Genomic DNA, 20,404 nt, shown 5'->3' with positions numbered 1-20,404 from the left:
CGGCAGATCTCAGAGCAGACCGCCACCGAACACTTTTCCCGCCAGGCCCATCACCACGGGCACGATGCCCAGGCAGACGAAGGCCGGCAAGAAACACAGTCCGAGTGGTCCGCTGATCGCAACCCCTGCTCGTTCGGCAGCGGCTGCCGCCCGGTCTTGGGCCTCGCTGCGCTGGTTGTCGGCCAACTCCTCCAACCCACGCACCGGCGAGGACCCCGATCGCGCCGAACGACGCGTCACTGCTGCCAGCATCGCGGCAGACTGATCCGCTTCGTCCGGTATCGCCCACGCCTGTAACGGATCTGCGCCCAGAGACAACAGATCGGACGCCTGGGCGAGGATCCGCGCCAGCGCAGGCGGAGCCGACTGCGACACCACCTTCGCTGACGCGGCGACCGGCAGCCCGGAACGCAGGCACACCGCGAAGAGTTCGTAGCTCGCGGCCGCGGCGAAAGGGTCATCGACCGGTTTCTTCTTGCCCAGCCACCGCGGTACCCGACTGCGGGCCGGTGCCACCGGCGGAGCGACGATCCGGTACGTCGACCACACCGGGCCCGGGACCAGCAGCAGACCAGCAGCCGCGGCCACAGCGGCGACCACGACCCCGGTCACCGGCCCGTCACCTTGCCGACGATCCGCCGCGACCACAGCAGTCCGGCGCACACCAGGCCCACCCCGACCACGAGCAGGATTCCGCCGAGCCCACCACCGAGTAACACCGCCACCGGCGCCGCCCCCATCGCCTGTCCCAGCAGGATGCCGAGTATCGGCAGTAGAGCGAGAACCAGCGCGGTGGCCTTCGCGCCGGCGAGCGCCGCTGCCGTCCGCGCGCGGAAACGCTGGCGCGCCAACAGATCGCCGCGCACCGAGGTCAACAGTTCGGCCATCGGGAGTCCGTACTGTTCAGCGGTTCGCCACGCGACGGCGATCCGCTGCCACGCGTGGAAGCCGATGGCCCTCGACCCCGACGACGTGCCGTGGCGCCCCTGCGACTGCTCGATCCCCGCGGCGACATCACCACCGAGCGCGGCACGACCCGCCATCATCTGCAGCATCTGCGCCGCCCCCGCATCCGCAGGACCGACGCAGTCCTGCGCCGCCTGCCGGCACGCATGTGCGGGATGCGCACCGACCCTCAACTCGGAGACCATGACCTCCAGCGCCGCGAGTAGCCTCGCCATCTCTGCGGCCCCTGCCCGCTCGCGCCGCCGCGAAACCAGCAGAGCCTGGGCCATTGCTGCGGCCATGGCTGCAGCCAGCGCCGCACTGACACCGACGAGAACAAGCGCCAGCACCGGCCCGAGCATCAGTCCCACCCCGAGCGGGTCGGCAAACATTCTGCGTCGCAATGGATCAGCAGGGATCAGCTGATGTGCGCGAGTCTGTGCTAGCGGTCGCGCCCACAACAGGACGGACAGACCGACGGCAGCCAGCACGGCGGTCATCGACCCAGCCTCGCGTCCAGTAGCGAGGCCAGAGCTGCTGCGGCGGGGGTGAAGCCGCCCGCTCGAGTCCAGACAGCTTCTACGCACACCAGTCCGTCGATGCCGCGGCGGAGCATCCCGATCTCCGAGACACCCCTGCTGCCGGACGAATCCCGAAACACCCCGATCACCACCGAGATGGCTGCTGCGAGCTGGCTGTGCAGCGCAGGCCGGTCCATGCCGCCGAGGGCAGCGAGGGCCTCCATGCGCGCAGGCACCTCCGCCGTCGAATTGGCGTGCAGGGTGCCGGCGCCGCCGTCGTGTCCGGTGTTCATCGCGGTCAGCAGGTCGACGACCTCGCCGCCTCGGACCTCCCCGACGACGATCCGGTCCGGTCGCATCCGGAGCGCCTGCCGGACCAGGGCCCGTACCGGGACCTCCCCCGCGCCTTCGACATTCGGCGTCCGGGCGACCAGCCGCACCACGTGGGGGTGCTGCGGCGCCAACTCCACGGCATCTTCGACGCAGAGTATTCTCTCCGCCGGATCGACCCGCCCGAGGAGCGCCGACAACAAGGTCGTCTTGCCGGCCCCGGTGCCGCCCACCACCAGGAAGGCCAGCCGCGCGTCGACGACGGCCTCCAGTAGCGCGAGGGCCTCCGGGTCGATCGCGCCCGACCGCGCCAGGGCGTCGAGGTTCTGCGTCGCAGGACGCAACACCCGCAATGACAGGCACGTCCCGTCCACGGCGATCGGCGGGATGACGGCATGCAGACGCACGTTGTAACCGCGTCGACCGAGCCCGGTCAGCTGGCCATCGACCCAGGGTTGCGCGTCGTCGAGCCGCTTGCCTGCGGCCAGGGCCAGCCGCATCGCCAACCGGCGCACCGCGTCGTCGTCCTCGAACTCCACGTCCGACCGTTCGAGGCCGCGTCCCTGATCGGTCCAGACCTGTTTCGGTCCCACCACCAGGATGTCGTTGACCGCCGGGCCGGCCAGCAGGACCTCCAACCGTCCGGCACCCACCAGTTCGGTCTGCAGAAAGCGAAGGGCGTCAAGCAGATCGGTGTCGCCCAGCACGCCACCTGCCTCCGCGCGGACGACGGCCGCCATCACCTCGGGGGTGGGATCCTGCGCGGTGGCCGCGAGCTTCTCACGGACCCGGGTCAGCAATTGCGCGCGGCCGGGATGCGCGCCTTCGCCGCCGGCACTCACCGCAGTACCCGACGTACCGAGACCGCGCGGTCGAGCACCGTGGTCGCGGCCCTGCGCAGCGGCGAACGCCGGGTGAGAGCAATCCCCCCGGATTCGAGTTGGTGCGCGAGCCGCACATCGGGCCGAGTCGCGGTCAGCAGAGGCACACCGATGACGTCGGCCACCTCGACCGCCCGCAACCCACCCGGAGCCGGGCCGCGTACGACGACCTCGACCCGTCCGGTGCGAGCCCGCACGCGCGCAGCCATCTCGCGTCCGGCGGCGCAGGCCCGGATCGTCGCTGCGGTCACGAGCACCACCAGGTCCGCGGTTTCCACGACGGCATCCAGCAGCTCGCCCTCACACCTGGGCAAGTCGGCCACCACGACGTCGCCGCTGCCCCGTGCGGCGGCGATCGCGGCGAGCGCGGCCTCTGGCCGGACGGGGGTGCCGCTGCCGCGACGCCCGGTGAGGATCGCCAGCCCTCCCCGGGCATGCGGCAGAGCGTTGTGCAGGGAGGCGGCCACGACCTGGCCGCTCTCCAGCGTGAGTTCTTGCCAGCGCAGCCCGGGCTGATCCTCGACCCCGAGGAGGAGATCCTGCCCACCACCGAGGTCATCGAGATCGATGACGAGTCCGCTCAGTCCCCTCTCGCAGGCCACCAACCCCACAGCCGCGGCGAACGTCGAGGCCCCCGCGCCTCCGTGGCCCGGAATCAGGGCGATGGCCACACCGGAGGGCCCGATCGGTTCAGCGATCCGGGAGAGCGCTTGTACCACCGCGTGCTCGTCGTCCGGGAGCACAAAGCCGTCGCCGGCTCCCAGGGTGAGCGCGGTGCGCCACATCTGTGGTCCGTCGCCTGCGAGTCCGACGACGAGCAGCCCGCCCCGCCGGGGCAGTCCGGAAGCCAGTGTCGCCTCTACGGTGCTGGCATCGACGAGCACCGCGGTGCACTCTGCCCACTCCCTGCGACACCGTTCGGGAAGCGCACGAACGATTTGATATCCGGCGGCGGCGGCGACACGCGCGACGTCATCCGCGAGGTCCGGGGAGACCATCACGAGCACGGTCGAGGATTCGGTCATGGAGGCCATCGTGGCGTGTCGTCTCGGCCTCGACAGCGGCTGACAGCCCGTCGGACGCGAACCTGTGGAGACTCTGCCGATCTGTGGACTACTACCGGGAAAAGCAGCACAACGCGTGTCCGCGCGTAGCCTGGGTTCCGGAGAACACGCAGGTGACGAGGGATACCGGCGGGTGCAGTGACCGTATGGATCAGACGACCGAAAAGGTCTGGAAATGGGGACGACCCTGGCCAGGGGGGGAGGAGGCCAGGGTCGTCGCGTTCAGCCCCGGGGGGTCGGGCTGAAAGCCCCGGATCAAGTCCGGGTAACTATGACTATACACAAGTTTCTGGGATTGATTGCAACTTCAACCATTTGATTCCCTTCACCGAAACGAAGTGATCCTAAGTGAAGTTATCCGGTCCGCACCGGTCCGAAGCAGTGCCTCATCCGGTGGCCCGACGTACCCTCGACGGGTGACCGCTTTCAAGCCGGCAGACGGTGGACCGAGGTCCCCCGGTACGACGCGGATCGCCGCGTTCTTCGACCTCGACAAGACGATCATCGCCAAATCGAGCTCCCTCGCCTTCTCCCGCCCGTTCTTCGATCAGGGGCTGATCAATCGACGATCGGTACTCAAATCGTCGTACGCGCAGTTCATGTTCTTGCTGTCGGCGGCCGACCACGACCAGGTCGAGCGCATGCGCAAGCACGTGACCGCGATGTGCACGGGCTGGGACGTCGAGCAGGTGTCGTCGATCGTCCACGAGACCCTCCACGACATCGTCGATCCCCTGGTCTTCGCAGAAGCGGCTGACCTGATCGCCGGTCACAAGGCACGCGGGCACGACGTGGTGATCGTCTCGGCGTCAGGCACGGAGATCGTCGAACCGATCGGCGAGATGCTCGGCGCCGACTACTCGATGGCCAGCCGGATGAAGGTTGTCGACGGCAAGTACGCGGGCGAGGTGGAGTTCTATTGCTACGGCGACGAGAAGGTCGTCGCGATGAACGAGATCGCGACATCGATCGGTTACGACCTCACGAAGTGCTTTGCCTACTCCGACTCGATCACCGACCTGCCCATGCTGCGCGCAGTCGGCCATCCGACCGTCATCAACCCCGATCGCGCCTTGCGCAAGGAGGCCTCCGCACAGGGGTGGCCGATGCTCTCGTTCACGAAGCCGATATCCCTGCGCAGCCGACTGCCGGCGGCCACGCCGGTTACCGTGACCGCCTCTGCCGCTGTGGGTCTGGGCGCAATGATCGCGGGCGCCCTCACTTATACGGCGCTGCACCGCCGCCGGCGCTGACCACCGAGGTTTCGCCACGCGGGCGTGACGCGCGAAAAGCGTTTTAGCCCAACGGAAAAGGTGTGTTGCAAATTTGAGACGACTCACCCCTTGATGTGACCGTGGTCACGGTGTAGAAAGTAGTTACGGAAAGCGCGGGAAGCCAAGTTCGGACCGGAAGAGAAGGTACGGACTCCTGACCACGCACTCCCAGCACGGATATCGAGCACCCACGCGCAGCACGCCGCGGGAGGCACCAGGTTGTGGGCCTGCGAGATTCGGCGTCGTATTCAGATGAGTTCCTTTGGGTGGGAACGCTTCTGAGGCGGCGGCGGACAACTCTGCCTAGGTCACCCCACACAACCACCACAGCACGCTTGGTAACTCGGATCCGTGCTAGCGGGCGGCCGACGGGAATCGCATGAGCGACCCGGAGGCCGCCCGCAGTGCGTTGTCCACCCCCGATTGCACTCTCCCCCAACGAGTATCGACCGAGCGCTACTGAGCGCGCGCGGCGTCGGCGATGGATCTCGCCTCGGCCGCCCCGGTCTCCAAAGCCTCACTACTCAGCACCAGCCATCCGCGGATACCCTCCGGATCGCCGGCTCCGAAAGCCGCCGACAGCGCGCGGTACTCCTGTACCCGTTTGAACCAGGTCACCTCCGGCACCCCGAGGTTGTGCGGATCGAGCCCGGTGCTCGCACACACCAGCCGCGAGGCGGCCCGGGCCACCACGCCGTTCGCGTAGACGAAGGGTTCGAGCGCGAGCAGTTCCGCATGAACCACCGCGGCGAGCACCGGCGCCGGTGCCTTGGTGGCGCCGGTGACCAGTTGCGCGAGCAAGGCCAGCCGCTGGTCCAGCTCACGATCGGCGCGGGGTCGTCCCAGCAGCTCTGGATCATCTGTCAGTTCGTTGGCGGCGAGAACATGCAACCTGGCCAGCGCCTGCAGGGGCGCCCTGGTCCACACGGCCAGCATCTGCGGTAACGAGTCACCGTCGAGCGCCTGCGCCACTCGCATCGCCCCGGACAGCACGGGCTCGTCGAAGTCTCCGTCGCGAACCAGCTCGATGCTGCCACCGTCGATGGCGGCCGACGACCGACCCGCTCGCCAGGATGCTTCTGTCGCAGTCTTGTCCCAGCCCCGGAGATTCGCGGGGTGCCGGTGGGCTGCCGCGAGCGCGTCGCGCGCCCGGTCTGCCGCCTCGAGCACGCCGGGCATCTCGATCAGCGGAGCCAAAGGATCAGTCATGAGAAGTCACAGTACTTCGCGCAGGCCTACCCACCGGAGTCAGAGCAGATCGAGAACGTGTCCCGCGGCACGGGCCTTGACCACGGCCTCATGCCGGTTGTGGGCCCCGAGCCGAACCATTGCGGCACGGAGGTAGGTCTTCACGGTGTCGACGGTCAAACCGAGCCGATCCGCCACCACCCGGTTACCGAAACCCATCGCGACCAGCGACAACACCTCGAGTTGGCGGGGCGTGAGAGGGACCGAGGGTTCACCCGACGAACGCGCGCCACCGATCTGATCGACGAGGTCGAGCAGCCGGCGCCGGGTCTCGTCGTCTCCGGAGACCGCCGCGATGTCGCGGATCTCGTCCAGCCACTCGACGGTCTGGACCTGAGATTGCTGCACCGCAGCGATGGCTCCGAGGCGCCGGTCAACCTCATCTCGGGTCCGCAGTTCGGTGGCGACCCGGCCGGCTTCCACGGACAGCGCCGCGACCGCCTCCTCCCCGAGGTGCCCGCCTCCGCGCCAGCCCGCGTAGATCAGTCCGCGCACCGAGCCATCGACGACGATCGGCGCCGCCGCGAGGTCTGTGATGCCTTCTCCGAGGATCTGGTCGTCGAAGTCGTGGGTGATCTCGCTGGCCGAACCGTAATCCCGGATGAGCGTGGTGCGCTTGTTCAGCCAGATCAAACCACCGAGGCCGCGCTGCGGGGTCACCGTGATCGTGCGCAGGGCCGCTGTCTGGTGCCCCACCGATTCGGTCACCGCGATCGCGCCCTGATCCCGCAGACCTCCGAAGACGACCGGTATGCCGGTGGCACGTCTCAAGCGCGCACTCGTGGCCCGCACCAGCTCGCGATCGCTGGGGCGGAGCACGATGTTGTCGACACTCATCAGCACTATCCACTTTCGGGGCTATTGCAGTAGATGATGCCGCAGACATCATGTGGTGCACAACACAGTGACCCCTGACATGGGCCACAGGCCGGCTCGATCGACACCGATTCCGGGCGGCCGAGAAGCTGAAAGGGAACCGATGAGTGATGGCACCGCACCCGTGACGTACGCCCCGCCGACCGCATTCGTGGAGCAGGCGAACGCCGGACCCGAACTGGAGCAGGCCGCCGAGGCCGACCGGTTGGCGTTCTGGGCCGAGCAGGCCCGCCGCCTACACTGGGACACCGACTTCGGCGACGTCCTCGACTGGTCGAACGCCCCGTTCGCCAAGTGGTTCGTCGGCGGCAAGCTCAACGTCGCCTACAACTGCGTCGACCGCCACGTCGAAGAAGGCAACGGCGACCGCGTCGCGATCCACTGGGTCGGCGAACCCGGCGACAGCCGCGACGTCACCTACAGCGACCTGCTCGCAGAGGTCTCACAGGCGGCGAACTACTTCACCGAGATCGGCCTGGTCTCCGGTGATCGTGTCGCCATCTACATGCCGATGGTCCCCGAGGCGATCGTCACGATGCTCGCCTGCGCGCGCCTAGGCCTCACCCACTCCGTGGTGTTCGCGGGCTTCTCGGCCGCTGCGCTGCGGTCGCGGGTCGACGACGCCGAAGCGAAACTCGTGGTCACCACCGACGGCCAGTACCGGCGCGGCAAGCCCGCACCACTCAAGGCCGGTGTGGACGAGGCCCTCGGCACCGGAGACGACGCCGCCAAGTCGATCGAACACGTCCTGGTCGTCAACCGCACCGACTCCGACATCGACTGGGTCGAGGGTCGCGACCTCTGGTGGCACGAGACGGTCGCCAAGGCCGACACCAAGCACGAGCCGGAGGCCTTCGACGCCGAGCACCCGCTGTTCCTGCTCTACACCTCGGGGACAACGGGCAAGCCCAAGGGCATCGTCCACAGCTCCGGCGGCTACCTGACCCAGGTCAGTTACACCTTCCACAACGTCTTCGACCACAAGCCGGGCAAGGACGTCTTCTGGTGCGGCGCCGACATCGGCTGGGTCACCGGGCACAGCTACCTCGTGTACGGACCCTTGTCGAACGGCGCCACCGAGGTGGTCTACGAGGGAACACCCAACTCCCCCAACGAACATCGCCACTTCGAGGTCATCGAGAAGTACAAGGTCAGCATCTATTACATCGCGCCGACCCTGATCCGGACCTTCATGAAGTGGGGGCGCGAGATCCCCGATGCCCACGACCTGACCTCGCTGCGCCTGCTCGGCAGCGTCGGAGAGCCGATCAACCCGGAGGCCTGGCGCTGGTACCACGAGGTCATCGGCGGCGAGAACTGCCCGATCGTCGACACCTGGTGGCAGACCGAGACCGGCGCGATCATGATCTCGCCGCTGCCCGGCATCACCGCCACCAAGCCGGGTTCCGCGATGGCGACCCTGCCGGGCATCAGCGCCAACATCGTCAACGAGAAGGGCGAGTCCGTCGGCGCCGGCGAGCAGGGGTTCCTCGTGCTGGACAAGCCGTGGCCGTCGATGTTGCGCGGGATCTGGGGCGACGAGGAGCGGTTCAAGGACACGTACTGGTCGCGCTTCGCCGAACAGGGCTGGTATTTCGCCGGTGACGGCGCCCGCTACGACGACGACCACGCGCTGTGGGTCCTCGGTCGCATCGACGACGTCATGAACGTCTCGGGTCACCGGATCTCCACCTCGGAGGTCGAGTCGGCGCTCGTGGGGCATCCCAGCGTTGCCGAGTCGGCGGTGATCGGTGCCACCGACGCCACCACGGGCCAGGGCATCGTGGCCTTCGTGATCCTGCGTCAGGGTCGCGAGGACACCGGCGATCAGCTCATCAAGGAGCTGAAAGATCATGTGTCGAAGGACATCTCCCCGATCGCGAAGCCCCGGGAGATCTACATCGTCCCCGAGCTGCCGAAGACGCGGTCCGGCAAGATCATGCGTCGACTGCTCAAGGACGTCGCCGAAGGTCGCGAACTCGGTGACACCTCGACCCTGGTCGACCCTTCGGTCTTCGACGCGATCCGCCAGCAGCGCAAGGGCTGATCGACCCACCACCGGATCTGCTCCGGTTCCGTGAATCCGCTCCGCTTCCAGCACTCTGGAAGCGGAGCGGATCACTGTAGGTGGAGCAAACTCTGCCGCCTGCGGGCCCAGCGGATTCGGCGCAGCTGGGCATTGTCTTGAGCGTCCCGCCGCGCCATCGACGCCCTGATCTCCCGCGCCCGGTAGTCGAGTCCACTCCCGCTGTTCGAAAGCCACACCATCGCCGCCACCGCGCTCACACCTATCAGCATCCAGAACATCGCCGCTCTCCTTGCTCTCCGGCAGCTCCGTCTGGGGCGCCGATCGGGTGAGAACAACGCTATTGCGATGGAAGACGCTGGTCAGCCACCCCGGGGACGGTTTTGTTGCCCGCCCTGAGGCGGGCCGAGGTTCCTCCCCAGGGCGGAGGTTTTTCCGGCCACCTGCCGATACGATCGACCGATGCGGTGGTTGACTGCACGCTATGCGCGCGCCTTTGCGCTGTTGGGGTACCAGTACCCGTGGTACTACATGGCAATCGCCGACGTGGCGATTGTCGCCACCGTACTGGTCGCGACCACGCAGCGAATCCTCGGCGGTCTCCACGGAGTGCAGTGGCTGTACCTCACACTCGCGGTCGTCGTCGCGATCGCGCCCCATCCGGCGTGCCTGTTTCTGAAGAAGCGCATCGTGCTGACCCCGCTGCTCGTCGTGGCGACGGTCATCTCGGTGGCGTTGTTCTGGCTCATACCCATAGACACGGACTCCGCCACGTTGTTACTAGTCCTGGCCGTCACCACCGGTGCCGCGATCAGCACGTGGAAGCAGACCGTTTTCAACATGACACTGAGTTACGGCACCCTGCTCGTCGGTGGGGCAACCGGGGTTGTCCAGCAGGGCTGGATGATCGCCGCGATGCTGTGTTTCGGTGCGGCACTGGGACATTTGCTGCAGGCGCAATTGGCGTTGCTGCTCAGGGAGCGGCAGGCGCGCGCCGTCCGGTTACGTCTGGATCGCGCCGCGATCGCGAGTGAAGTCCACGATGTGGTTGCCCACTCGTTGAGCATCGTGCTGCTCAACGTCACCGGAGCGCGCCGGGCGCTCGAAGAGGACGGCGACATCGACGACGCCGTCGAGGCCCTCCGCGACGCGGAGACGCAGGGCCGTGCGGCCATGGCGGACATCCGGCAGACCATCGAACTACTACGCACCGACGCCGAACCGACCGGGCCACCGCCGGGTCTGGACGATCTCGACGAGCTGGTGTCGTCGTTTCGGCGGGCCGGACAGACCATCCACCACCGCAACTCCACAGCCGGCGTGCCTCGAACGAGCGCAACCGATCTCGCGGCGTTCCGCATCGTGCAGGAGTCGCTGACCAACGCCTCCAAACATGCACCGGGCGCGCCGGTCGACCTGACCGTCCGGGCCGATGCTGACGGGACGCTGCACATACACGTTCGCAATGAGATCGACCCTGAGGCCCAACTCAGGCCTGGTGGATCCGGTATCGACGGAATGCGTTCTCGGGCAGCAGTACTCGGCGGCAGTTTCCGGTCCGAGCCGGTAGCTGACGCGTGGGAGGTCACTGCGGTCTTGCCCGCCTCCAGCGAGAACCAATTGCCCGCGGAGTTGACGGCAACGGTGGTACCCGATGTCGGATGACGACCCGAAGATCCGCGTGCTGCTGGTCGATTACCAAGAGCTGGTCCGCTCAGGATTGCGCCGGATCCTGCGGCGCAAAGACGGTTTCGAAGTCGTCGCCGAGTGTTCCGACGGCGACGAGGTCGTCGGAGCCGTGGCTGAGGCCAGGCCTGACGTGGTGGTCATGGACCTCCGTATGAAACGGGTCAGCGGCATGGTCGCCACCCGACATCTCGCGGCGACCGACGATCCCCCGCCAGTACTGGTGCTGACCACATTTCGGGACGAGCAACTGCTGTCTGAGGCGCTACGCGCCGGGGCCGCCGGATTCGTCCTGAAAGATTCGCCCGCCGAAGAACTGATTCGCGCGGTCCGCATCGTCGCCGCGGGTGAGGCGGTACTCGACCCGGCGATCACTGCGCGCGTGCTGGACACCTATCGAACGGCTCCGGGGCCGACGAAAGACGGCACCTCACTCGATCGACTGACCTCGCGCGAGCGGGTGGTGCTCGGGCTGGTCGGTCGAGGTCTGTCCAACGACGAGATCGCGGTGGAACTGGTGATCTCGGTGGTGACGGTCAAGAGCCACATCGGGAACATCTTCCACAAACTCGGTGTTCGCGACCGTGCCGCTGCGGTTGTCTACGCCTTCGACCACGGCGTGGTCAGCCCCCGAACGCGCTGAACGGCTGCGGAACGCCCCTGGGATCGTCCATCTGAGTGGTCCCCGAGGGAACTATTCCCTCGGACACCGCTCAGGTGGACGATCCCAGGGCAAAATACCGCCGGACTACTGCAGTTTCAGCGAAGGTTCGCGAAGTACTTCACGGTGTCCGTCTCGAGCGTCCCGAACGCCTTGGCCGAGACGGGCAGCGCAAACTTCGACGTCCGAGCCAACGGCCCACCGAGCTCGATGGCAAAAGACCAGGTGAACCTGCAACCGCGTTCTGCGGGTTCGATCTCGCTCAGCTCGCCGAACCTGCGCAGACCGGGAACGTTGGCCTGCTCGACGTAGAAGGCATTGCGGTACCGCTGGGCCTGGGGATCCTCGTCCCAGCAGAAGAATCGTTCCGACAGCCGCGCATAACCGGGCGCGAGCTGCGCCGAACGGGTGGTCCCGACACCGTAGGGTGCCGGTGAGGTGAAGTTGATCGCCTTGATCAGGCGGCACCAATCCAGGGTGTTCTGCCTGGTCAGTTCCGCCCATGCGCGTTCCGGTGACACCGGGAGGTTCACCGAGAACTTGTGCGTGACGGGTGCCGTGTCGAAAAAGTCCAGATCGAAGGATTCGAGCGCGTACGTGGGCATTGTCGCCTTTCGTGTGACATGTGCTCTCACGCCGGCGACCACCTGCTTTTCAGTCCGCCTACCCGCGTAAAAGGTCCGATGAGCCTGCAATCAATCCTGGCATGGCAACATAAGGCCTACAAACCCCGGCGCTGCGAAAGACGAACGTCCGGGTGGTCTCGGATGTCGTGTCCGAGGATGGAGGAGTAGTAGTGACGCTGGACGACCGCCCATCGGGAGATGTTCCGCCGAACGTCTCGTCGATCCCGTTGTCCGACCCGAACGTGCGCCCCGGCGGCGATCCGAGTGTCGGGGCCCTGGTCAAAGAAGCAACCACCCATCTGTCGACCCTGTTCCGCGCCGAATTGGCGCTTGCCAAGGCGGAGCTGACAGGCGAGGCGAAGAAGGCTGCGATCGGCTCCGGGCTGATCATCGTCGCGCTCACGGTCGCGCTCTACGCCAGCCTGTTCTTCTTCTGGTTCCTGGGCGAGTTGCTGTCCGAGTGGTTGCCTCGCTGGGCGGCCTTCGGCATCGTCTTCCTGATCCTTCTCGTCGCGGCCATCATCACCGGCCTTGTCGGGTACATAGTCTTCAAGAAGATGACCGGACCGAAGAAGACCATCGCCTCCGTGCAACACCTCTCCGAGGTACTGCCGTCCGGGCATGACGATTCGGTTCGTCCTGCGGCCGACCTGAGCAAGTCGAGCGCCGCCAAGGCGTTCAAGGGCTGAGGGATTGGTATCCCCGGACCCGTCGACCGTTCGCTTCGCGGGGCCGTGGCGGCATCATGACGTGCGAGCGAACGGGGTTCGACTGCACGCGGTCGAATGTGCCGATCAGCCTCGTACCGATCGTCCCCTGGTCCTGTTCATGCACGGTTTCGGTGAGTTCTGGTGGAGTTGGCGTCATCAGCTCCCGGCGCTGACCGCCGCCGGGTACCGGGCGGTCGCAGTAGACCTGCGGGGCTACGGAGACAGCGACAAACCGCCGCGCGGTTACGACGGCTGGACGCTCGCCGGCGACACCGACGGACTGATCCGCGCGCTGGGCCACTCCGACGCCATGATCGTCGGTCACGCCGACGGCGGGCTCGTCTGCTGGGCGACTGCAACCCTGCACCCGCGTTCGGTGCGGTCCATGGTCGTCGTCGCCTCGCCCCATCCCCAGGCACTCAAGGACGCCAGCCTGCGCGACCCCGGTCAGCGCAAGGCGTTTCTGGCCGGGTTTCTACGGGCCCAGATCCCGCGGACGGCCGAACGCGACCTGATCCGCGACGACGGCGCCATGATCGAAGAGATGATGCGCAGCAATTCCGGACTGCGCTGGCCGATGACCGACGACTTCGCCGACACGGCACGTCGTAACCGGTCGGCGATCCAGATCGCCGGCGTCGCGCACAGCAGCCTCGAATATCGGCGCTGGGCGTTCCGATCGCAGTTCCGCCCGGACGGCAGCCGCTTCCTGGAACTGATGGACAAACGCCTGCAGATCCCGGTGCTGGCGATCCAGGGCGAACTCGACACCTACATCCGGCGCCCGACCCTCGCGGCGAGCGCCAAATGGGCCGCCCACCTCGACCTCACGGAGATCGCCGGGAGTGGCCACTACGCCCACCAAGAGGCGCCCGAAGAGGTCAACCGCCAGTTGATCGAGTTCGCAGGCCGCTGACCAACCCCGATCTTGGCGCCTTTTGGTGAGGCCGACCTGGGCAAACACTTGCCAGAACCCACCAAGTTCGGTTCAGGAGTGGACGCAGGACTGCGTGTCGACGGCGGTGCTGAGCCGTTCGGACTCGGCCAACCCAGGCTTGACCTGATCTGCAGTGAGCACGAATCCGGTCTCGCTGGCCGGGTCCTCGGCGGCACCGAACACGACACCGAGCACTTCGCCGCGGGAATTGATCAGTGGTCCGCCCGAGTTGCCCTGCCGGATCGATCCGCGCACGGTGTAGACCTCGCGGGTGACGGACGTGTTCGGATAGATGCCCGGCCCCCTGAGCTGGATCACCTCACGAATCCGCTCGGCGCTGGCGTTGAACGGTCCCGCCTCGGGATAGCCGAGAGCGACCGCGTCCTCGCCGGTCTTGGCCAACTTGTCGGCGAATCGCATCGCGGGTGCCTGCAACCCGGGGACGTCGAGCACGGCGATGTCGGTCGCCGGGTCGAAATAGACCACGGTGGCGTCGAGTTGGTCGTCGGAGGCGACCACGTGCAGGGTGGTCGTCCCGGCCACCACGTGGGCGTTGGTCATGACCCGTTCGGGGGAGACGACGAAACCGCTGCCTTCGAGAGCCTGATTGCAACTGGGTGCGATGCCCTCGATCTTGACGACGCTGGGACGCACCTGATCGACGATCGGCTGATCGAGCAGGTCCTGGTTCGGAGGCTCGACGCTGGTGATCGGTGTTCGCCCGAACGGTCCGATGGCCTCTTTGAGCCCGGAGGAGTCGAACATGTCCCAGAACTCGCGCGGAAGCCGCTGCATCCATTGCGGGGCTATCGAGTTGATCTCCTCGATGACCCGCGACTCCCGGACTGCGCTGGCGATCTCGGGCTGTGCCGACGTACTGATCGGGGTGGCGAGTACCCACGCCGCCAGCAACACCGCCACGGCCTGCAGCAGCGAACCGACCACGGAGTCGACGCGGCGCACCGACAGGGTCCGGATTCCGCTGCGAGCTGCCCGGCCGAGGACCATGCCGGAGATCTCTCCGACGATCACCAGTGCGACCAGCAGCAGCACTCCGGCGACCAGCCGCCAGCGCTGGTCCTCGATGTTGCGGATCAGGTGCGGTGCCAGCAACACCCCGGCAGCGGCGCCGAGCAGGACACCGATGAAGGCCATCGCGGACGACACCGCGCCCTGCCGGTATCCGGATGCGGCCGCGAGCAGCGCGATACCGATCACCAGGATGTCGACCCAGGCGGCGCCGCTCACTCCTGGCCCACCTTCTCGAGTTCACCGGCGAGGTCGCGGCTGTCGGATTTGTCCCAGGGGATCTCCCAGCCGGCGGCTTCGATGATCGCCGCGAGCATTCCGCCCGTGAAACCCCAGACCAGCATGTTGTCCACCGCGAACGCGGGCCCCTGATAGACCCGGCCGCCACCGATGGTGCGTTGGACCTGGAACCTGTTGTGAGGGTTGACCAGATCCCGCACCGACACGCGCGTCACCCGCGCGGTCTCCCCGACATCGACGACGCCGACCTCCGACGGCTGCGGCCAGTACGCGAGCACAGGTGACACCTCGAAGCCCGACGGCGGGACGGGGAACATGTCGAGAACGGCCAGTTCGCTGACGCCTGCCGGATCTAGTCCGGTCTCCTCGACCGCCTCCCGTAGCGCGGTGCCCACCGGAAAGTCGTCTTCCGGGTCCCTGGCACCTCCGGGGAACGCGACCTGTCCGCTGTGATTGCGCAGGGTCGCGGCACGCTGGGTCAGCAACACCTCGGCGTCTGCCGGGAGCCCGCCGTGGTGGGTGGCGTCCCCGTTCCAGTCGCCGCTGAACAGCACGAGCACCGCGGCAGGCCGGGGAGTGCGCATCATCGCCCGCATCAGTCGCTCGGTCACGCCTCCGCGGTCCTCGACCGAACGGGTCACCCCGTCGAGATTGGCGATCAGCCCGCGCATCCACGGCGGCACCGACGTGGCCGGCACCAGGACCTGGGTCATGCGGCGACGCCCAGGTACTTGTCGACGACCTCGGCCACCTCGTCGGTGGAGTCGAACACGGTGGGCAATACAGCTGCGACCGTGCCGTCGGCGCGGACGAGCACCGTCGCCGGGTAGACGCGCGGCACCCCGAGCGCTGCCGCGATCTTCGAGTCGGTGTCGACGACGGTGGGCAAACGGACGCCGATCTCGGAGAGCAGGTTCAGCGACAGGAACGGATTCTCCGACCCCTCCTTGCCCTGAACCGTCAGCACCCGCACCCGATCGCCGACCTGCTCGGCGTACTCATCGATCACCGGCAGTTCTGCACGGCATGGCCCACACCAGTGCGCCCAGATGTTCACCAGCATCGGCGTCCCCGCGGTCGCCGCACCGAGATCCACGGGCGAGCCATCGGCCAGACACGGCACCGTGACCCCGGCCAGCTTCGATCCTTCCGGCGCAGGCCCGACCGGCACCGGACACGGCTCCAGGGCTGCCCGCAGTCGGGCATTGGCCATGTCCTCGTCCGAGACGTTCGCCTGCAGGCCCGGCACAGCAGTACTGCCGCTCTGCGAGATGCCGTTCGGCGCCGGTGCGGGGGTGTCCGCCTGCCGCGGCCAGATGGCGACGATCAGGGCGATCACGACGACGAGCACGGCGATGGTCCACCGCGCCGACACCGACAGGTGAAACCGTGAGCGTCCGGGTGGGTCCGCCCGGGGTCTGTTCATCTCTTCCAGATCAGGCACGGCCTACAAACCCGCCAATGCCAGCAGATGGTCGGTCTCGGGGCCCTTCACCAGCTTCGCCGCCTCCGACTTCTCCACCGGACCCAACCCGTACGACGGGCAGTCGGCGGCCAGCACGCAGACGCCGCAGGCGGGCTTTCGCGAATGACACACCCGGCGTCCGTGGAAGATCACCCGGTGCGAGAGGTCGGTCCAGTTCTTGCGTTCGATCAGCTCGCCGACGGCGTGCTCGATCTTCACCGGGTCGGTTTCGTCCGTCCACTTCCATCGCTGCACCAGCCGACCGAAATGGGTGTCGACAGTGATTCCGGGCACACCGAAGGCGTTACCGAGTACGACGTTGGCGGTCTTGCGGCCGAAGCCCGGTAACGAGACGAGGTCGCGCAGGTTGTTCGGGACCTCGCCGTCGAATCGTTCGACCAACGCCTGCCCCAGACCCATGATCGAGTTGGCCTTGTTCCGGTAGAAGCCGGTCGACCGGATCATCTCCTCCAGTTCCGTGCGATCGGCGCCCGCGTAGTCCTCGGCGGTGCGATAGCGACGGAACAGGGCTGGGGTCGTCAGGTTCACCCGCACGTCCGTGCACTGGGCCGACAGGATCGTGGCCACCGACAACTCCAGCGGATTGGTGAAGTCGAGTTCGCAGTAGACATGCGGAAATGCGGTCTGCAACGTGCGGTCCATCCGCCGCGCCCGACGGACAAGGCCGGTGCGGGTCTCGACACCGCGCTGCGCCGCAGTCCTGGCGCGCCTGGCACCTGCCTTCGAACTCACCAATTCAGAGTACGGCGAGCCGCACCCGGAAGCCGTATCGGCTGTCATCCACAGGACTGTCGGCAGGCAGCCGCCTTCGATCGCGGCACGGCGTGACGCAGTCGGCCAGGCGATCGTGTCTCTTCTGAGACCTGGGTTGTGTTTACTACTCCCCATGCACGGACTCGCCGTACTTCTGTTCCCCGCGGTTCTCATGCTCTTCGCTCTGGCGATGGAGCGTGTGGAGAACCAGCTCGAACGTCTCAACGTGCGGGTCGACCACGTCGAAGAGTTCCTCGAGTCCGCCGAGCCGGAGCAGATGGACACCCTGGCCAGGCAGGGCTTCCCCGCCGCGCTCGACGAGTTCCGCGACCGCCGGATGCCGACGAACATCGAACCCGGCGAATCCATCCGCGCGAGCTAGGCCCGCCCCCTGTCGAACTCCGCTCCCGCGCCGATGGGGGTAAACACAATCTTTCGGAATGAATACCCGTAGACTTGGCCGCGGGTGACAAACACAACACTTTGATCGTTCGTACACCCGCGAGTGAACGCGGTCTGGCTGGACCCTTAGAAAGGGGCGTAAGTGGAAGAAGTACTGGCGCGGGCGGGCATATTTCAGGGAGTTGAGCCCACCGCCGTCGCGGCACTGACCAATCAGCTTCAGCCGGTTGATTTTCCACGCGGACACGTCATCTTCAACGAGGGCGAGCCCGGAGATCGGCTCTACATCATCCTGTCGGGCAAGGTGAAAGTCGGCCGCAAGTCAGTTGACGGTCGTGAGAACCTGCTGACCATCATGGGTCCGTCCGACATGTTCGGTGAGCTGTCCATCTTCGATCCCGGTCCCCGCACCTCGTCGGCGACAACGGTCACCGAAGTTCGCGCGGTGTCGATGGACCGTGAAGCTCTCCGGTCCTGGATTGCCGACCGCCCCGAGATCGCCGAGCAGCTGCTGCGCGTGCTGGCCCGTCGCCTGCGCCGCACCAACAACAACCTCGCCGACCTGATCTTCACCGATGTTCCCGGACGTGTGGCCAAGCAGCTCCTGCAGCTGGCGCAGCGGTTCGGAACGCAGGAGGCCGGTGCGCTCCGCGTGACGCACGACCTCACGCAGGAAGAAATCGCCCAGCTCGTCGGTGCTTCACGTGAAACCGTCAACAAAGCCCTGGCCGATTTCGCCCAGCGTGGCTGGTTGCGGCTCGAAGGCAAGAGCGTGCTGATCGCGGACTCCGAGCGTCTGGCTCGCCGAGCTCGCTAGGTTTTTCACACAACCACCCGTTTCGGTCAAACCCAGGGGTTCGCGCCCCGTGGTTATGACCAGAACGGGTGGTTTTGTGTGGAGAGCTATTCGCCCGACAGGTACGCCAGCTGCGTCTTCACCGACATCTTGGCCGCGGGCCACAGCTTCTTGTCGACATCTGCGTAGACCTTCTTGACCACTTTTCGCGGTTTGACCGTCTCCGGTGACTCCCCGAGTTCCTCGAGTGCCGCGCGCACCTGGTCGATGCGATCTTCTCGGTGCTTCTTGTAGAACCTGGCCACCGGGATCAGATCCGGGTGATCGGGACCATGGCCCGGCAGCAACGCCGCACCGTCGCCTTCCACGATGAGCCGGTTGAGCGAGTTCATGTAGTCACGGAGTGTGCCGTCCTGTGGATCGAGCACGGTGGTCCCGCCGCCGAGGATCGTATCTCCGGTCAGCATCACCTTCCGCCCCTCGTGTTCGACGAGAAAGCTCACCGAATCGCCCGTATGGCCAGGCGTGTGCAGCACGGTGATCCGCAGTCCGGCGGCTTCGATGACCTCGCGGTCCTTCAGCGTCGCCGCACCCTTGGTGTACTTCTCGGCCCGCGCCCGGATCGGGGCTCCGGTCTGCTCTCGGAAGTACTTGATCGCGCCCGTGTGGTCGTAGTGGCGATGGGTGATGAGCCCCAAGACCACGTTTCCTTGCGCTGCAGTTGCTTTGACGTGCTTTTTCTTGCCCTTGGGACCGGGGTCGACGACCACGCAATCGTCCTGTCCCGGAGCCCGCAGAATCCAGGTGTTGGTGCCGTCGAGCGTCATCATCCCCGGGTTGTGACAGAGCAACACAGATGCAAAATCGGTGACAGGTCGAACCACGCCATAGGCAGGATGCTGCGGTGCACTCATGCCCCTCAGGCTAGCGTGAGCAGCATGTCAGGCTCCCCGGCGACACCGATGTTCGTCGATCTCACGGACCCCGCGCTCGAAGCGATTCCTCAGGATCTGCTCCCCGGGGTGGTCGTCGCTCTCTGCCCCGGCGCACCACCGGAATCGGCGGCGGCGTGGCTCGACCATGCGACCTTCACGCTGAGCGAAGAGCCCACCGCGGACCGGCGGGTGGTCCAGGTCGATTCGATCGATTCGGCCGTCGCCGCCATCACCGAGAACGTCCGCATCCGTCCGGTCGCAGCGGCGGTCTGCGACGACGTCTTACGTGCCGACTCCGCCCGCGCCGGGACCCTGAGCGGGCTGATCACCGAATCGCTGGCGTACTCGACGTTGCAGGCCGGACCGGAGTTCACCGAATGGCTCGCGGGCCAGGGCCCCCGTGAGATGCACATCCAAGATGATCCGGTGCTGCTCGATCGAGACGGCTCGTCGCTCGCGATCAGCTTCAACCGGCCTGCCAGGCACAATGCGTTCAGCAACGCGTTGCGAGCAGGGTTGATCGACGCGCTGACCGTGGCACTCGCCGACCCCACTCTCGACACGGTGACGCTCAGCGGAGAGGGTAAATCGTTCTGCAGCGGCGGGGATCTCACGGAATTCGGCACGTTCACCGATCCCGCGAACTCTCATCTCGCCCGGACTCGTCACAGCCCGGGCTTACTCCTCGACGCCGTGGCAGCGCGGCTCGGACCGAACTTCCAGGCCCGAGTGCACGGCGCAGTGCTCGGGAGTGGGCTGGAGATGGCGTCCTTCTGCCCCCGCGTGAGTGCGCACCCCGACACCGTGTTCGGACTACCCGAACTCCGGTTGGGTTTGCTCCCCGGTGCGGGCGGCACCGTCAGCATCCCTCGCCGAATCGGGCGCTGGCGCACCGCTTTCCTGGTGCTGAGCGGGCGGCGGGTCGACACCGGCACCGCGCTCGAGTGGGGTCTGATCGATTCGATCGAGGACTGAGCG

General features: G+C 66.7%; 22 protein-coding genes. 9 read left to right on the top strand and 13 right to left on the bottom strand.

Annotation, left to right across the window (positions count from 1 at the left end):
- Nucleotides 1-9: 9 nt before the first annotated feature.
- Genes BH683_RS25770 through ssd form a run of 4 tightly spaced genes read right to left on the bottom strand, consistent with a single transcriptional unit; the run spans nt 10 to nt 3,702 of the window.
- Nucleotides 10-612, bottom strand: coding sequence for a type II secretion system F family protein (locus tag BH683_RS25770; protein WP_084839141.1), 603 nt, complete (start codon nt 610-612; stop codon nt 10-12).
- Nucleotides 609-1,445 carry a hypothetical protein gene (locus BH683_RS25765; protein ID WP_084839140.1) on the bottom strand — a complete coding sequence of 279 codons (837 nt, stop codon included), beginning with the start codon at nt 1,443-1,445 and terminating at the stop codon, nt 609-611. The genes BH683_RS25770 and BH683_RS25765 overlap by 4 nt, the downstream gene beginning before the upstream one ends.
- On the bottom strand, nt 1,442-2,638 hold the full coding sequence (locus tag BH683_RS25760) for a TadA family conjugal transfer-associated ATPase (protein ID WP_084839139.1): 1,197 nt from the start codon (nt 2,636-2,638) through the stop codon (nt 1,442-1,444). Before BH683_RS25760 ends, BH683_RS25765 begins: the two co-directional genes overlap by 4 nt.
- Nucleotides 2,635-3,702 (bottom strand): septum site-determining protein Ssd, encoded by a 1,068-nt coding sequence (gene ssd, locus BH683_RS25755; RefSeq protein ID WP_168187131.1) that lies wholly within the window; start codon nt 3,700-3,702, stop codon nt 2,635-2,637. The genes BH683_RS25760 and ssd overlap by 4 nt, the downstream gene beginning before the upstream one ends.
- Before the next feature lie 455 nt (nt 3,703-4,157).
- Between ssd and BH683_RS25750 the strand changes: the two genes are divergently transcribed.
- Nucleotides 4,158-4,994 (top strand): HAD-IB family hydrolase, encoded by an 837-nt coding sequence (locus BH683_RS25750; RefSeq protein WP_084839137.1) that lies wholly within the window; start codon nt 4,158-4,160, stop codon nt 4,992-4,994.
- Nucleotides 4,995-5,471: 477 nt separating this feature from the next.
- Here the strand turns inward: BH683_RS25750 and BH683_RS25745 are convergent, their stop codons facing one another.
- Both BH683_RS25745 and BH683_RS25740 read right to left on the bottom strand, forming a co-directional pair.
- Entirely contained in the window at nt 5,472-6,224 is a 753-nt protein-coding gene (locus BH683_RS25745; RefSeq protein ID WP_084839136.1) for an oxidoreductase, read from the bottom strand.
- A 39-nt stretch (nt 6,225-6,263) separates the two neighbouring features.
- Entirely contained in the window at nt 6,264-7,100 is an 837-nt protein-coding gene (locus tag BH683_RS25740) for a LuxR C-terminal-related transcriptional regulator (protein WP_084839135.1), read from the bottom strand.
- A 142-nt stretch (nt 7,101-7,242) separates the two neighbouring features.
- Between BH683_RS25740 and acs the strand changes: the two genes are divergently transcribed.
- A complete protein-coding gene (acs, locus tag BH683_RS25735; protein WP_084839134.1) occupies nt 7,243-9,186 on the top strand; it encodes an acetate--CoA ligase in 1,944 nt (647 codons plus the stop codon).
- A 71-nt stretch (nt 9,187-9,257) separates the two neighbouring features.
- Here the strand turns inward: acs and BH683_RS25730 are convergent, their stop codons facing one another.
- Nucleotides 9,258-9,446, bottom strand: coding sequence for a hypothetical protein (locus BH683_RS25730; RefSeq protein WP_084839133.1), 189 nt, complete (start codon nt 9,444-9,446; stop codon nt 9,258-9,260).
- A 181-nt stretch (nt 9,447-9,627) separates the two neighbouring features.
- Here BH683_RS25730 and BH683_RS25725 point away from each other — a divergent pair, with 181 nt between their 5' ends.
- Both BH683_RS25725 and BH683_RS25720 read left to right on the top strand, forming a co-directional pair.
- On the top strand, nt 9,628-10,830 hold the full coding sequence (locus tag BH683_RS25725; RefSeq protein ID WP_084839132.1) for a histidine kinase: 1,203 nt from the start codon (nt 9,628-9,630) through the stop codon (nt 10,828-10,830).
- Nucleotides 10,820-11,494 (top strand): response regulator transcription factor, encoded by a 675-nt coding sequence (locus BH683_RS25720; protein ID WP_084839131.1) that lies wholly within the window; start codon nt 10,820-10,822, stop codon nt 11,492-11,494. The genes BH683_RS25725 and BH683_RS25720 overlap by 11 nt, the downstream gene beginning before the upstream one ends.
- 116 nt (nt 11,495-11,610) lie before the next feature.
- On the opposite strand, the gene BH683_RS25715 is transcribed toward BH683_RS25720, so the two are convergent.
- Nucleotides 11,611-12,117, bottom strand: coding sequence for an SRPBCC family protein (locus BH683_RS25715; protein WP_084839130.1), 507 nt, complete (start codon nt 12,115-12,117; stop codon nt 11,611-11,613).
- Between the two features lie 191 nt (nt 12,118-12,308).
- On the opposite strand from BH683_RS25715, the gene BH683_RS25710 reads away from it, so the two are divergent.
- Complete coding sequence (locus BH683_RS25710) at nt 12,309-12,827, top strand: phage holin family protein (RefSeq protein WP_084839129.1); 519 nt, start codon at nt 12,309-12,311, stop codon at nt 12,825-12,827.
- A gap of 4 nt (nt 12,828-12,831) precedes the next feature.
- Nucleotides 12,832-13,764 (top strand): alpha/beta hydrolase, encoded by a 933-nt coding sequence (locus tag BH683_RS25705; protein WP_084839128.1) that lies wholly within the window; start codon nt 12,832-12,834, stop codon nt 13,762-13,764.
- A 72-nt stretch (nt 13,765-13,836) separates the two neighbouring features.
- On the opposite strand, the gene BH683_RS25700 is transcribed toward BH683_RS25705, so the two are convergent.
- Genes BH683_RS25700 through nth form a run of 4 tightly spaced genes read right to left on the bottom strand, consistent with a single transcriptional unit; the run spans nt 13,837 to nt 17,182 of the window.
- Nucleotides 13,837-15,033 (bottom strand): MarP family serine protease, encoded by a 1,197-nt coding sequence (locus tag BH683_RS25700; protein WP_084839127.1) that lies wholly within the window; start codon nt 15,031-15,033, stop codon nt 13,837-13,839.
- Nucleotides 15,030-15,767: a CoA pyrophosphatase gene (locus BH683_RS25695; protein ID WP_084839126.1), complete on the bottom strand. Its 738-nt coding sequence runs from the start codon at nt 15,765-15,767 to the stop codon at nt 15,030-15,032. The genes BH683_RS25700 and BH683_RS25695 overlap by 4 nt, the downstream gene beginning before the upstream one ends.
- Nucleotides 15,764-16,498: a TlpA disulfide reductase family protein gene (locus BH683_RS25690; protein WP_246833596.1), complete on the bottom strand. Its 735-nt coding sequence runs from the start codon at nt 16,496-16,498 to the stop codon at nt 15,764-15,766. The genes BH683_RS25695 and BH683_RS25690 overlap by 4 nt, the downstream gene beginning before the upstream one ends.
- A 3-nt stretch (nt 16,499-16,501) precedes the next feature.
- Complete coding sequence (gene nth, locus BH683_RS25685) at nt 16,502-17,182, bottom strand: endonuclease III (protein ID WP_246833605.1); 681 nt, start codon at nt 17,180-17,182, stop codon at nt 16,502-16,504.
- A 244-nt stretch (nt 17,183-17,426) separates the two neighbouring features.
- On the opposite strand from nth, the gene BH683_RS25680 reads away from it, so the two are divergent.
- Complete coding sequence (locus tag BH683_RS25680) at nt 17,427-17,675, top strand: hypothetical protein (RefSeq protein ID WP_084839125.1); 249 nt, start codon at nt 17,427-17,429, stop codon at nt 17,673-17,675.
- Nucleotides 17,676-17,837: 162 nt separating this feature from the next.
- Nucleotides 17,838-18,512 carry a Crp/Fnr family transcriptional regulator gene (locus BH683_RS25675; protein ID WP_084839124.1) on the top strand — a complete coding sequence of 225 codons (675 nt, stop codon included), beginning with the start codon at nt 17,838-17,840 and terminating at the stop codon, nt 18,510-18,512.
- A gap of 86 nt (nt 18,513-18,598) precedes the next feature.
- On the opposite strand, the gene BH683_RS25670 is transcribed toward BH683_RS25675, so the two are convergent.
- A complete protein-coding gene (locus BH683_RS25670) occupies nt 18,599-19,405 on the bottom strand; it encodes an MBL fold metallo-hydrolase (protein WP_084839123.1) in 807 nt (268 codons plus the stop codon).
- 24 nt (nt 19,406-19,429) lie between these two features.
- Here BH683_RS25670 and BH683_RS25665 point away from each other — a divergent pair, with 24 nt between their 5' ends.
- Nucleotides 19,430-20,401 carry an enoyl-CoA hydratase/isomerase family protein gene (locus BH683_RS25665; RefSeq protein ID WP_246833595.1) on the top strand — a complete coding sequence of 324 codons (972 nt, stop codon included), beginning with the start codon at nt 19,430-19,432 and terminating at the stop codon, nt 20,399-20,401.
- Nucleotides 20,402-20,404 lie beyond the last annotated feature (3 nt).

The organism is Williamsia sp. 1138, from assembly GCF_002095435.2.
GTDB lineage: Bacteria > Actinomycetota > Actinomycetes > Mycobacteriales > Mycobacteriaceae > Williamsia.
The sequence above is the reverse complement of the archived record's forward strand: the minus strand, read 5'-3'. Positions and strand labels throughout refer to the sequence as shown.

Bases quoted from the DNA above. Each gene is read 5' to 3' on its own strand.
- BH683_RS25725 (WP_084839132.1), top strand. From the start codon at position 9,628: ATGCGGTGGTTGACTGCACGCTATGCGCGCGCCTTTGCGCTGTTGGGG.
- BH683_RS25720 (WP_084839131.1), top strand. From the start codon at position 10,820: ATGTCGGATGACGACCCGAAGATCCGCGTGCTGCTGGTCGATTACCAA.
- nth (WP_246833605.1), bottom strand. From the start codon at position 17,182: ATGGACCGCACGTTGCAGACCGCATTTCCGCATGTCTACTGCGAACTC.
- BH683_RS25665 (WP_246833595.1), top strand. From the start codon at position 19,430: ATGTCAGGCTCCCCGGCGACACCGATGTTCGTCGATCTCACGGACCCC.
- BH683_RS25745 (WP_084839136.1), bottom strand. From the start codon at position 6,224: ATGACTGATCCTTTGGCTCCGCTGATCGAGATGCCCGGCGTGCTCGAG.
- BH683_RS25740 (WP_084839135.1), bottom strand. From the start codon at position 7,100: ATGAGTGTCGACAACATCGTGCTCCGCCCCAGCGATCGCGAGCTGGTG.
- acs (WP_084839134.1), top strand. From the start codon at position 7,243: ATGAGTGATGGCACCGCACCCGTGACGTACGCCCCGCCGACCGCATTC.
- BH683_RS25730 (WP_084839133.1), bottom strand. From the start codon at position 9,446: ATGTTCTGGATGCTGATAGGTGTGAGCGCGGTGGCGGCGATGGTGTGG.
- ssd (WP_168187131.1), bottom strand. From the start codon at position 3,702: ATGACCGAATCCTCGACCGTGCTCGTGATGGTCTCCCCGGACCTCGCG.
- BH683_RS25695 (WP_084839126.1), bottom strand. From the start codon at position 15,767: ATGACCCAGGTCCTGGTGCCGGCCACGTCGGTGCCGCCGTGGATGCGC.
- BH683_RS25765 (WP_084839140.1), bottom strand. From the start codon at position 1,445: ATGACCGCCGTGCTGGCTGCCGTCGGTCTGTCCGTCCTGTTGTGGGCG.
- BH683_RS25670 (WP_084839123.1), bottom strand. From the start codon at position 19,405: ATGAGTGCACCGCAGCATCCTGCCTATGGCGTGGTTCGACCTGTCACC.
- BH683_RS25715 (WP_084839130.1), bottom strand. From the start codon at position 12,117: ATGCCCACGTACGCGCTCGAATCCTTCGATCTGGACTTTTTCGACACG.
- BH683_RS25680 (WP_084839125.1), top strand. From the start codon at position 17,427: ATGCACGGACTCGCCGTACTTCTGTTCCCCGCGGTTCTCATGCTCTTC.